Annotated in this window: 11 protein-coding genes; 4 read left to right on the top strand and 7 right to left on the bottom strand. The window is 65.9% G+C overall.

All coding sequences use genetic code 11. The features are described 5' to 3' along the window. Nucleotides 1-218: 218 nt before the first annotated feature. The 5 genes from MK786_RS07460 to MK786_RS07440 form a co-directional block, all read right to left on the bottom strand. Nucleotides 219-1,163: a transketolase family protein gene (locus tag MK786_RS07460; protein ID WP_277397360.1), complete on the bottom strand. Its 945-nt coding sequence runs from the start codon at nt 1,161-1,163 to the stop codon at nt 219-221. Then, the gene (locus MK786_RS07455) at nt 1,160-2,038 is read right to left on the bottom strand and encodes a transketolase (protein ID WP_241111591.1); all 879 of its coding nucleotides are present in this window, start codon (nt 2,036-2,038) and stop codon (nt 1,160-1,162) included. The genes MK786_RS07460 and MK786_RS07455 overlap by 4 nt, the downstream gene beginning before the upstream one ends. Nucleotides 2,039-2,168: 130 nt before the next feature. Beyond that, nucleotides 2,169-2,909 (bottom strand): IclR family transcriptional regulator, encoded by a 741-nt coding sequence (locus MK786_RS07450; protein WP_241111590.1) that lies wholly within the window; start codon nt 2,907-2,909, stop codon nt 2,169-2,171. After that, the gene (locus MK786_RS07445; protein WP_241111589.1) at nt 2,909-3,673 is read right to left on the bottom strand and encodes an IclR family transcriptional regulator; all 765 of its coding nucleotides are present in this window, start codon (nt 3,671-3,673) and stop codon (nt 2,909-2,911) included. Before MK786_RS07445 ends, MK786_RS07450 begins: the two co-directional genes overlap by 1 nt. Nucleotides 3,674-3,742: 69 nt before the next feature. After that, complete coding sequence (locus MK786_RS07440) at nt 3,743-4,642, bottom strand: alcohol dehydrogenase catalytic domain-containing protein (protein ID WP_308220031.1); 900 nt, start codon at nt 4,640-4,642, stop codon at nt 3,743-3,745. 24 nt (nt 4,643-4,666) lie between these two features. On the opposite strand from MK786_RS07440, the gene MK786_RS07435 reads away from it, so the two are divergent. Both MK786_RS07435 and MK786_RS07430 read left to right on the top strand, forming a co-directional pair. Continuing rightward, nucleotides 4,667-5,410, top strand: a complete 744-nt coding sequence (locus MK786_RS07435; RefSeq protein ID WP_241111588.1) for a tyrosine-type recombinase/integrase — start codon at nt 4,667-4,669, stop codon at nt 5,408-5,410. Then, nucleotides 5,407-7,080, top strand: coding sequence for a hypothetical protein (locus MK786_RS07430; RefSeq protein ID WP_241111587.1), 1,674 nt, complete (start codon nt 5,407-5,409; stop codon nt 7,078-7,080). Before MK786_RS07435 ends, MK786_RS07430 begins: the two co-directional genes overlap by 4 nt. A gap of 605 nt (nt 7,081-7,685) precedes the next feature. Here MK786_RS07430 and MK786_RS07425 read toward each other — a convergent pair. Continuing rightward, nucleotides 7,686-8,102, bottom strand: coding sequence for a sce7725 family protein (locus tag MK786_RS07425; RefSeq protein ID WP_241111586.1), 417 nt, complete (start codon nt 8,100-8,102; stop codon nt 7,686-7,688). 26 nt (nt 8,103-8,128) lie between these two features. Next, nucleotides 8,129-8,692, bottom strand: coding sequence for a hypothetical protein (locus MK786_RS07420; RefSeq protein WP_241111585.1), 564 nt, complete (start codon nt 8,690-8,692; stop codon nt 8,129-8,131). Nucleotides 8,693-9,510: 818 nt separating this feature from the next. On the opposite strand from MK786_RS07420, the gene MK786_RS07415 reads away from it, so the two are divergent. Together MK786_RS07415 and MK786_RS07410 are read left to right on the top strand one after the other, a co-directional pair. Then, entirely contained in the window at nt 9,511-10,338 is an 828-nt protein-coding gene (locus MK786_RS07415; protein ID WP_241111584.1) for a hypothetical protein, read from the top strand. Between the two features lie 25 nt (nt 10,339-10,363). Further along, a complete protein-coding gene (locus tag MK786_RS07410) occupies nt 10,364-12,586 on the top strand; it encodes a glycoside hydrolase domain-containing protein (protein WP_241111583.1) in 2,223 nt (740 codons plus the stop codon). The last annotated feature ends 18 nt before the right edge of the window (nt 12,587-12,604 follow it).

Here is a 12,604-nt window from a genome sequence, read left to right as displayed (position 1 = left end):
CCATCAACGTCGGGTGGCCTTCCCGCACCAGCGACCCGGCGACATTGACCCCTTTCCCTGCGAGGTGCGACAGTGCCGGCCGTGCCCGGTTCACCCGCCCCAGGGCGATGTCATCGAGCAGATGGACACGGTCGATGGCCGGGGGGGGGTGAGGGTGACGACGGCGGTGGCGGTGCTGCCCAAGCTGGACCGCGGCGTCATGGCCATGAGCGCGGACATCAGCGAACTGCCACCAGCTCGCGGGTCGCGGTCACCACCTGCTCTGCGACGCGCTGCGGCGACAGCCCGTACTTGTCCAAGAGGAAGTCGTTGGGTGCCGACTCGGACCAGCCGTCGGCGAGGCCGATGCGCTCTTGCCTCATCCCCGGCAGCCGGGCCGCGATTACCTCCGCCACCAGAGCGCCCAGTCCGTTGATCTTGGTGTGCTCTTCGACACTGACCACCAGCGCCACACCGTCCATCGCCTGCGCGAGCGCGGCTTCGTCGGCCGGCTTGAGAACGGGGATGTGCACGACCCGTGCGTCGATGCCTTGCGCAGCCAGCAGTTCGGCGGCCTCGAGTGTCCGGGAGGACTGCACGCCGGTGGAGATCAGCGCGACGTCGGTTCCCGGCCGGAGGAGGTGAACGGCGGCGGGGTCGAACCGGTACTCGTCAGTGAAGACGGGTGTCACGGCGTCGCGCGCGTATCGGATGTACACAGGGCCGTCGAAGGTGGACGCCCAGCGCGTCACCTCCCGTGCCTCATACTCGTCGGCGGGGCAGACGACCGTCATGTTAGGCATGGCGCGCATGATGGCGAGATCTTCGAGATCCTGATGAGTCTTTCCGCTGGAGCCGTTGAGAAGCCCGGCGTATGCGGCGGCGATCCGCACCGGCGCGCCCGTCTGCGAGACGAGCATGCGGATCTGGTCCAGCGCCCGATGGGTGAGGAACACACCGAACGTGGAAAGCCACGGCCGGTAGCCGAGCGTGCTCAAACCGAACGCCATCCCGACCATGTTCTGTTCGGCGATGCCCACTTCGATGAACGCGCTGGGGTTGCCCTCGGCAACGAGGTGAGCCATCGTCGAGGTCGCCAGGTCCGCGTCCAAGACGACCACTCGGTCATCCTGGAGCGACAGCTCGAGAAGGGTCTCGCCCCATACCTGTCGTTGCGCTTTCATGACCGTCCTCCTTCGATTCCCAGCTCTGTCTGGGCCAGCCGCAACTGCTCACCGCTGGCTACGCCGTTGTGCCACTTGTAGGTGCCGCTGGTGAACGAGATGCCGTGCCCCTTGGTGGTGCGGGCAAGGACGACCGACGGTCGTCCGTCGACGCCTCGTGCTGCCGCGGCGGCGGAGTAGGCGGCGTGGATCTGGTCGAAGTCGTGACCGTCGATGACGTGGACCGACCAGCCGAAACCGGTGAGCACGGCCTCCAAGTCGACGTGGCCCATGGGTTCGCTGCGGTCGAACCGGTCCGCGCTGTTGCGTGGCCACCCGTACTGCTGGAGCCCGTTCAGATCGATGATGGCGGTGAGGTTGTCCAGGCCGAACCTGGGTGCGGAGATGATGGTCTCCCAGACCATGCCTTCCTCCAGCTCACCATCTCCGAGCATCACCCAGGTGTGGAAGTCGCGGCCGGCGCGCTTGGCGCCCAACGCCATCCCCGCTCCAGCCGACAGCCCCTGACCCAGGGATCCGGAGGAAACGTCGATGCCCGGGGTGAGCTTCATGTCCGGGTGCCCCTGGAGGCGGGAGTCGCCGTGGTCGAAGGTGGCGAGCTCGTCGACGGGGAAGTATCCGCGCAGCGCGAGGACGCTGTACAGGCCGATGGCGCAGTGTCCCTTGGACAGGATGAACCGGTCCCGGTCAGGGTCTGTCGGGTTCTCCGGGTCGATGCGCAAGTGGCCGAAGTACAGAGCGGTGAGCAGGTCCATCGCGGACAGCGGCCCGCCGATGTGCCCCGCCTTGCTTGCTGCAACGGTGCTGATGACATGCCATCTGCCCTGCCGCGCCAGCTCTTCCAAGACCGGACGGTCCGTTTCGAGCGTCGTCATTGCTTACTCCTCTCGGCCACCATGCCGTGGAGAGAAGTTATCACGATGCGAACACGGTGTCTACTCAATGGGAGAATTCGCATCCGCGCACGCCAAGCGGGCCGCGCAGCGGCCCGGGGCGGCGGAAGGTTCAGCCGACGGCGAGGTTGCCCGTGATGGCGGCAGCTGCATCCTGCAGACGGGCCGCCAGGACCTCGGGCTCGCGCAGGATGTCTTCCCGCATGCCGGCCACCGAGATCGCGCCCACGAGGCGGCCGGTATCAGCCCACACCGGCGCACCAAGCGCTGCGACTCCGACCGTGACATCCTCGTCGGAGATCGAGTATCCGCGGTCACGGATCGCCTGATGGTCGGCGGACACCTCTTCAGGGGAGGTGAGCGTGCGCGGGGTGAGCGGGGTCAGCGCGTCGGGGGGCACGGCGAAGGTGTCGTCGAACGCGGCTATCGCGCGGGCGGTGGCCCCCGCATGCGGGGGCAGTGTGCCACCCGGCACCAGCTCGAGCAGTCCCACACTGAGGCCCTGCAACCGATCCAGACACACGATCTCAGCGTCGCGCCGGATGCACAGGTACACCGTCTGGCGGGTGCTGTCCCGTAGCTGCCGCAACGGCTCCTCGGATGCCCGGATCAGCGGGTTCTGGTCTTTGGCGCGCTCGCCCAGGCGAAGGATGTCTGCCGATAGGCGCACGCGTCCCTCGTCGTCGGAGGTCACCCAGCCGGAGTGCACCATCGAATCCATGAGCCGGTACACGCTCGGCCGGGGAATGCTCATGGCCCGCGCGACATCAGCGATGGTCTGCGGCCCACCCTCCCCGAGGACGCGGAGGAGCTCGTCGGCGTTCGCGAGCACCTTGATGGATGGCGTGGCCATCAGGCGTCCTGGTCCGGTGCGTAGCCCAGGCTCGTGCTCGCGGCAGCGGCCTCCGTGCGGACGAGCTGAACTGTCTCGTCACTGTCGACGATGTGCCGACCGGAGAGGCCGCTGACGGAGATGGCGGCGGTCACTTCGCCACGGTGGTCGAAGATCGGCGCCCCGACGGAGCGGATGCCTGATGCGGCTTCGTCGTCGGCGACGGCGTACCCGTGTGTGACGATCTGGGCGAGCTCCTCACGTGCCCGGCGACTGTCGCCGGCCTTGGGGAAAGATGATGCGAAATAGTCGTCGATGAACGGCTCCGGCTGGAAGGCGAGGAGCACTCTGGGTGCGGCTCCCTCATGCAGCGGCAAGGAGTCACCCACTCGCAACCGCTGGATCTGCACGTCCTGACCGTCAATCCTTTCGATGCAGGTTGCCCGGTCACCGCTGCGCACACAGAGGAAGCTGGTCTGGCGGGTCGCGGAGTTGAGGACACGCAGGCTGGGCAGGGCGGCCGAGCGGACGTCCAGCTGCCCTTCGAGCCGGTCACTGAGCCAGAGGAAGCGGGAGCCGAGCCGGTACTCTCCGCGGACGTCGCCGCGTTCGAGCCATCGCGCCTGGGTCAGGTTGGTCAACAGTCGGTACACCGAGCTCGCCGGCTCGTCCAGGCGCGTCGCCAGATCGGCGGCGGTAAGTGGACCGCGCCGGGCTATCTCCTCGACCGCGGACTGCGCCTTGGCGAGGACATTCAGCCCCGCCGCTCCGTCCTCCTGCGCCATCACGTTCCTCTCACGATGCGGACATGACGTACCAACGCACCGTAGGCGATGCCGGGGACAGGACGCAATCTAGGGCGCCAGTGCCACCTTCACCGCTGCGCCCCGTCCGATGTCCTCGAATGCGTCGGCGAGCTGGCCGGCGGAGAAGATCTGCACCAGACGCTCACCCAGGTCGGGGTGCCGCGACAACACGTCGACGGCTCTGTCGTAATCGGGGCGGAACGAGCTGTAGCTGGTGATGACCTCGATCTCCCTGCGGACAAGCACGTTCAGCTGCGCGTCGGGAGGACTGCCGTACAGGGCGACGAGCACCAGCCGAGCGGCCACAGGAAGGGCCTGCGCCGCGGATCTGAGCGCAGCAGCTCCCGCTGCCTCGATCCACACATCCGGAGTGAAACCTGGAGGTACTGACGCGACGATAGGGATGCCCAGGTCCTGAAGGAGGCTCCCCCGAGCTTCAACGTCCGCCGGCGTCCCGACCAGTATCACTTCGGCACCGAGATCGTGAGCCATGACTGCGCACAGCATTCCGACCGCGCCCGGCCCGCTGACCGCGACCGTGTCCGAGGCAGCGATCCTGCCGCGACTGACAGCGCGGGCCGCGACCGACGCAGGCTCCGTCAACACGGCGGTCAGCGGTGGGACGTGCGCCGCCACGGCTACCACCGCGGTGGCTGACACGCAGACGTACGGCGCCGCACCACCGTCTCGCGAGAGCCCTAGGGTGAGCTTCTCGAAGCACCCGTTCGCGTAGTCGCGTTCACACGCTTCGCACCGTCCGCACCCCGTCTGTGCGATGGGCACCACCCTGTCGCCGACGCACCAACCTGTCACGTCCGCGCCGAGAGCGCTGACCGTTCCGACCACTTCGTGGCCGAGCACCCTGCCGACGGCCACCCATTCGTAGCCGTCGTCGCCCCGCCAGATGTGGGCGTCTGACCCGCACAGCCCGCACAGTTCGACGGCGATCTGGACCTGACGTCACCCTGGTGCGTGCGGGATAAGGGACTCCCGCTGGACCCGGAAATCATCTGGGGCGTCCGCACCATCGACAAGTACACAACCTCCGCCAATCAGCAGCTCTCCGAAGGCACCCGCCGCAACTACCGGGGGCTGCTCATGCGCATCAGCGAAGTGCTCGTCCCCGACCAGCACCCGAAGCGCACGACGCCGCTCAACAAGAAGCACGCCGCCGAGCCGTACACGCGGGGTGAGATGGCCGCATTCCGTGACTGGGCGGCCAGCCAGCTCACCGCCGCCAAGCGCGACCGGGCGATGCTGATGCTCGTGCTGTGCGCCGGCGCCGGCGTCCGCCCCTCCGAAATCCCCCTCATCCACCACGAGCATGTGTCCGTCGACGATGACGGCATCCTCATCACCGTCGACAGCGAGACCGAGTCCCGCGACATCCCGCTGCTCTTCGAGTGGGAGGAATGGATGACGGTGCTCCTCGAGCGCCGCCCGACGGACGAGTCGCTGTGGGGCCGTGTCAACCGCCGCACCACCCACAACCTCACCTCCTCGTTCACCGAGAACACCTACGGCCGGCCGCCCCGCGCTGACCGGCTCCGGCACACCTGGCTCGCCCACCACCTCACGGTCGGCATCCCTATGAAGGAACTGCTCCGGGCTGCCGGAGTCGCCAAGATGGACCACCTGCCGCAGCTGCTCGAGCACGTCGCGGCCCGTGACGAAGCGGACTACCGCCGCATCCTCCGGTCGGAGACGACCGCGTGACCCCGCAGCAGGAAGCCGCCGCCGAGCGGTTCGACCGCCACATGCAGGAAGCCACCGGATACACGCTCGCGCAGTACGAACGTGTCCGCGCCGTCGGTCCCACGTCCCTCGCTCACATCCAGCTCTACGGGCGCCTCGTCGACGAGTCCGGCGCCGCCGACGCGCTCGAACGTTGGCACACGCAGGACCGCAAGTCCAACGCCGGACGCAAGCCGCACATCCCGTTCCGCGCCCTCCTCATCCTCCATCTCATGCACACCGACGCCGGCGCCAACCGGTACCACGACGTCGCCAAGACCCTGTTCGCCCGGCTCACCCCGGAGGGCTTCGCATACCTCGGCATCACCGTGACCGACGGCACGCAGGACGAGTGGTACATCCGCTACTGGCGTTCCCTCAACCGCATTCTCGCCCTCACCAGTCCCTGGGACGTGCCCCGAAACACATTCCTCAGTGCGGCCGCGTACCGCCGCGCGCTGGAAACCTACAGCCAGGAGCGCCGGGACCGGATGGACGAACTCATCAACCGGCTCGCCCACGCCTCCGTTCGCCGGCTGCCCGCCGACATCCGAGCGACCTACCGCGGCAACGTAGCCCTCGACGCCACCCTCATTCCCATCGCCGGCCGTCCCAACTACCGAGTCACCGACCTCGAACACGACCGCCTCAACCTCGACGCTATGAGCGGCCCCTACACCCGCACTGGCCGCCACGAGGGCAAGGGCAAGCGTAAGGACCTCGCCGGCTGGGAGGCGGAGACCGTCGTCACCGTCCCCAACAAGCCTGGCGACTTCGACAGCTTCCCCATCCTCACCACCGGACTCACCCTGCACCCGCCCGGCCGAATCAAGCACGGCGGGCTCATCGCAGTGAGGTTCCACGCCGACCTGTTCGACGAGCGCGGCTACCTCATGGTGGACCGCGCTTACAACGGACTGCAGCCCCACCGGTTCCAGAACCCCACCCGCATGATGGGATTCCGCCACGTCTACAAGTTCAAGAAGAACCGCAGCGGAAAGCAGGGAGCCATCGGCGACGCCATCCTCGTCGACGGCCACCTATACGTGAAGTGGATGCCCGAACACCTCCAAACCGCCACCCCCGACTACAAGTACGGACGCATCGACGAAGCCACCTATCTCGCGCGCATCGCCGGCCGAAGCGAGTACGCACTCAAGGACAAGGGCCGACCCGACGCCGAAGGCCGACAGCGCTTCAGTTACCCCGACGTGAGCAAGCTCACGTGCATCGACCCCGCAACCAAGAAGCAGGTGGAGCCGCGACTGCTCAGCAAGACCCTCACTCTGCACCCCGACAGCCCAGAAGCGATGAGAATCATCCAGAGCCTGCAGGCCTTCGAGTACCGCAGCGAGAAGTGGCGCGCATGGTCCGGGCTGCGCAGCCACGCCGAAGCGAACAACCGCTACATGAAAGACGACGCGCACGCCAACCTCGGTGCCACTGACAAGCGCCGTCCCCGCGGCTACGCATTCCAGGCCCTCGCGGTCGGAGCCGCGGTCGCCGTCACGAACATGCGCCGCATCGTCACCTTCGTCACCAAGCAGGCGAAGACCGTTCTCACCACGAAGCTGCTGCGCGCCCGCCGCCGCCGAGACGAGCACGGCAACCGACTGGCGCACCCGGCGAGCGCCGCGGAGCTACTGGTCTAGCCAGCGCGACGCCCCGAACCGAATAGAAACCGAGCAGCCCCGAAAGGGGCTACTCGTGTTGGTTGCGTCCGTGGGTGCGGGCTGGAAACGCCAACGGATCGTTGGCGTTTCGATGCGAATCGCGAAACCGAAGAAGCCGGGCGGAGGATTTCGCCTCCGACCGGCTTCTTTCTTCGATTTGCTTAGAACCGCTGCTCTGATTAAAGAACAGGGCCTTCGCTGTGGCCGTGTATCGAAATCCCGGAGGCCAGGCGGCTCAAGGGGTCGCGCGACACCGTTCCAGACGTTTTCCACGAACCGCTACGGATTTTTCCACGGCCCAGATCAGGGCCGGTTTTCGTGTCGACCATCCCGGACGCTTCGGAAGGCTTTTCAAGGGCGTTCTCAGGCTCGAGATCGGGGTGGTTGGGGCTGTTGGTTACGGTCATGTCGACAGCTATGCGGGATCGATGACTTCGGGCGCGTCCGACGGCAAGCATCGTGCAGCTGAGGTTACGAGAGAGCTTGCGCGACGCGCTGAACCCGATGCGCAGCGCGGACGCGAAGTGACTGCGGCGGTCTGAATTCACTGAATCAGACGAACCGGCCGCGGCGATGAGCGCCTGTCAGATCATCGACGAAAGTGTCGTGTAGATGTGGTGAGAGATCTGCTGACGCTTGTTCGTCCCGGGCGCGGTCTCCCGGCCCGTCGCGTACTGAGCGTCGTAGGCCAGCATCCCGGGGCTGCTCAGGAACATGGAACGGTCGGCGTGCAACTTGGCCATGGCCTCGAGCAGCTTCTCCCCGACAGAGATCTCGCCTTGGATGACGCAGTCGGAGAGGTAGTGGCGCACCCACAGGGCGCCGGCGGTGTCGATGTAGGTCGCATGGATCACGACCGCCCCTGGGGCCCCGCCACGAGTGTCCCGCACCGCCGGGTCCAGCACGGTGTAGTCGCCAAAGCCGGGGGGACCCGACGCTGCGTAGGTGGTATTTGAGGTGGAGAACCAGACGTGGTGGGTCGCCCACGCGGCCCTCGCCACGGCGTCATCCCCGTACGTCAGCCTCGTCAGTCGGGCGGGTGCATTCGCACCGCCGGGTCCCTCGGACCAGCCGGTGCCGTCTTCTCGAGGCGCCTGGTCAGCACAAGAACAACCGTCAGCGGGATCGCGGCCACGACACCGAAGCTGATGTCGATGAGCTGCCACCCGAGCGGCAGGCCTCTCACTGTCCCCGCGATGAGCGCGAGCGGCACGATGCCGGCGCACGCGATGAGGCCCCACTGCGTGACCCAGATGTTGCGCACCGGGTCACGAAGCGGCCCAATGAACGCAACGGCAATCAGCAGGTGCGCGAATGCCAGCCAGTCCGTCCCGTATGCAAGGAACGGGTACTGCTCACCGGTCACAACGAGGGCATCGGCGACACTGTCCACCCACGCGGCCAACCCTGGCACCCAGGACGCGGCATCGACGGCGTGGAGAACTTCCGAGCCCAAGGTGAGCTCCTCGCGCAGCGGGAACGCGGTCAGCCCGCTGATCACCAGCCCGGCGATGACCACACCGAGACACACCCGGATGGCGGTCATCGTGCGCTTCTCGAGTGCGTCCACCGTCCTCGCCTCGGCGTCCATCTCGCACCTCCTTCCCGCGGCACTGCCACCCCGACCGGATGCGCCAGCCATCCGAATGCTGCTCCGCAGCACACGCTAACTCGCGAGGGTGACCAGCCGCCGGAACTCCTCACCGGTCACAACGAGCGCACCGGCGACACGGTCCACCCCTCCGGTTATCTCAGGCACCTACGGCGTGAAGCAGTTCAGCCCAGGGCCGACGTCGTCGAGGTATGCAACGCGCCGTCCCCGCCCCGGAGGTCGACGTTGGTCCCGGTCGTAGGGCGTGAGGATTCCGAGCTCGCCGTGAGCGACTGCCCGGACTCATGCGGACGCACGGCGGCCCCAACCCGCCGACTATCGGCACTCTCTGGCTCACTGGAACGAGCCGCTTGTCGTCCATTCGAGTGAACTTCGCCCAAGTCTTGGCCTTGCGCCGGCGCGAGATCTTCACGACTCGAACACGCGGAATTTCCCCTCCAGCGGGCACTTCCTGCGCCGGCTCCCGCCGGCCGAGAAGCGGTTACTCCTTGCAGTGTCCACCGAAGGGTGGACAGACAGCGCATTCCAGCATGGATTGGATAAGCGTCACGCAAGGATGCGGCGCGGGATCGAGCTCATGTCGGGAGCATCACCAGCCGTGCGGCATCCGACCCGAGTGCGGGCCGTAACGCCTGAAAGGAAACAGTTCCATGCACGATCTGAGCGCCCTCGTCGTCTCCCGACGAACCCTGTTGCAATGGGCATCGGCGGGGGCGGCTGTCGTGATGACAACCCAACCCTCCGCTCCAAGCTCAACGTCAGGACCGTCGTTCTCGGGGGCTCGCTTCCCGGCGGCAATGACACAGGTGTACGACGCCAACTGGACAAAGCAGATAGCCGCGTCGTTCCCCGTCAACTTGCGTATACGCAACAACAGGGCGGGCGGTCTCGTCGTCTTCGAGTGGGACCCACGGCTGTTCGCGGGCCCAGAGACCGTGTTGGGCATCGCGGGCAATGTCGTGCAGCCGCTCACCGTGGCCGCGCAATCTGACCACGCCATGGAGGCGCTCCTCCCAGCGGGGGTGACATCCCTCGTGGTCCACGCAAAAGCGCAGCGCCTTTACCCCAACGAGAACCTTTCCGACGTGACACCTTCGCTTGCCCGCCTGCTCACTCCGGAGCGCGCGATATCCGACGAGCGCGTCTTCGAAGTCTCCGAGACCGCGTGTAACCCCTGGTCGGTCGAGAGCTCAGTGGACTGGGTTTCCCTCAGCGGGGCCGTCGCTCCAGCTCGGGTCGTTCTCTCAAGCCCCGGGCCCGGCCCGGTACCGACAGGCACCGCGTTCGTTCTCACGGCGCCCGATGTCCTCGATGACGCTGTTGTCCTCGACAGACACCAGAACGCATCCACTGCAGTGACTGCGCAAAGAAAGAAGCCCAAAGCGCAACAGGCCGAGTACGTCTTGACCATCGCAGAACCTATCCCGGCCGGCGAATGGGTTCAGGTCATACTCACCAACAAGTCATCGGACTCCGCTCCCGCTAGTAATCCATCAGCGGTCCCAAGGCTTGTGATGAACCGCAAAGTCGACCCCGGGCTGCGCGAGTCCGGGCGCTGGGATGCCTTCCCACTGACGACTTCGGGCACAAACCTCAGCTCCTACGAAGCCGCGCCCACGGCGTAGCGTCCCCACCTCGAGAGGCATGTCCATGAGTGATCCCTGGGTTCTGGCCACGCAACAGTGGTACAACGTGGAGTACAACACCTCGCTCGGCCCGATGCTCTCCGAAGATGGCCAGCCGGGTTGGGCCACGATGTTCGCCTTGACGCGGGCGCTTCAGCACGAACTCGGCCTTACCGCCCTGTCCGACAACTTCGGTTCAGGAACCCTGGCAGCTCTCACGGCGTTCGGCGACGTCACTCCCAGCAATCCGGGCTCGCAGCCGTCGAACATCGTGCGGATCGCACAAGGGGCTTTGTACTGCAAGGGTTACAACTCGGACAACGGCGCGCTGTCCGGAGTTTTGAATTCGACGTCCCAATCGGCGATCCGCTCGCTCCGAACGGACATGGGGCTTGCCGCCGGATCGGGCGTCATCTCGCCGAAGGTGTTCAAGGCGCTTCTCGCGATGGACGCGACCAAGTTGGTCGCCGGAGGTGACTCCGTCATCCGCCAAGCGCAGCAGGCGCTCAACGGCCGTTACCTGCATCGGCGAGACTTCTACGCCATTCCTACCGATGGATACTTCTTGCGGGAGACGCATAGGGCGCTCCTCTTCGCGGTGCAGTACGAAGTAGGTCTCGCGGACGGTGTAGCGAACGGCAACTTCGGGCCCGCGACCAAATCGGGGCTTCAGCAGCAAGCCAACCTGGTCGTCGGGTCGACTGATTCGACGAAGTTCTTCGTGCACCTGTTCCAGATGGCTATGCGAGTGAACGGCTACGCCGTCCCCTTCGACGGCTACTTCAGCACTGCCATGAGCACGATGGTCAGCGGGTTCCAACAGTTCGCCGCTCTCCCGCAGACGGGTACCGGCAACTTGCAGACCTGGGCGTCTTTGCTCGTCAGCACCGGCGACCCCGACCGGCCCGGGACCGGCGCGGACTGCGTAACGACTCTCACCACGGAGAAGCTTGCGACCCTGCGTAACGCCGGCTACATGTACTTCGGCAGGTACCTGACCAACACCCCCGACTACGGGCTGGACAAGTGCATCAAAGAGGGCGAACTCCAGCGGATACTCAACTCCGGTGGACGCCTCTTTCCTCTCTTCCAGACCGGCGGTGGCCAGATCGGCCACTTCAACTACAAGCGCGGCGAGCAAGTCGGCGAGGAAGCCGCCAACGCGGCGTGGGCATACCGCCTTCCCGACAACGCCATCATCTACTTCTCCGTCGATTTCGACGCACTCCCATATCAGGTCACGGATTCGGTGATCCCTTACTTCCAGGGCGTGCACCAGCGCATCGGTCGGACCGGACGCAATTACCGCGTCGGCGTATACGGTCCTCGCGACGTCTGCACGATGATTGTCGACGCCGGCCTCGCGGTGAGCAGCTTCGTCTCTGACATGTCGACCGGGTACGCCGGCAATCTCGGGCATCCACTGCCAGCCAACTGGGCCTTCGACCAGATCCAGACCACGACGCTCGGGAGCGGGTCAGGCGCAATTCAGATCGACAAGAACGTCGTATCGGGGCGGGACACGGGCGTCGCATCACTTGCGCCCGCCATCGGGGTCGGTTCGGACCCTCGAATTCCCGCCGCACAGTTGGATGCGTTCGAAGCGGAATGGTTCCTCGAGTGCTATGAGCATGAGGACTCTCCCTTCCAGCAGGCGCAGATGGTGATCAACCGTCCCTTCGTGAAAGCGCGCGTCGCCGCCCACGACGCCTACATCACCGCTCTAGCGCAGGAGTTCAACTGCTACAAGGCGCTGATCATGACTCCCTTGATCTGGGAGGGAATGGTCATCCGCGCCGACGACGAAGTTGCAGATGAGCTCGTGCGGCTGCACTACGGTGCGCTCGAGGCCGGGAACACGCCACCTGAGTTCGGGCCAGATGACAGTTCCACCGGCGTGTGCCAGATCTTCGGGCGGACCGGGATCAGGGCTATCAATTTCGGCCGGAACGTCGGGCTCATCTCCGCCCGCCAATACGACCCATCCCGTTGGCAGGACGTCTGGGAGGTGTGGCAGAGGCTGAGCACGGACGAAGAGTTCTGCATCAGGGTCGCAGCAATCAACATGATCCTTGAGGCTGGTCGTCCCGGAGGCGTCACTTCAACGCAACTGCGGTCGATGACACCAAGCCAGGTCATGGCGATGTGCGTCGGCTACAATGACTCCTTCTACGACTCCGGCCAAGGCGAGAGCGGAATGATCTACGGGCGAAACCGGATGCAGCTGTACTACGCGATTCAGCGCTGACATGAGTCGTTCCGTTGA

It is taken from the genome of Microbacterium sp. CFH 31415, assembly GCF_022538185.1.
In the GTDB taxonomy this organism is placed as follows: Bacteria; Actinomycetota; Actinomycetes; order Actinomycetales; family Microbacteriaceae; genus Microbacterium.
The sequence above is the reverse complement of the archived record's forward strand: the minus strand, read 5'-3'. Positions and strand labels throughout refer to the sequence as shown.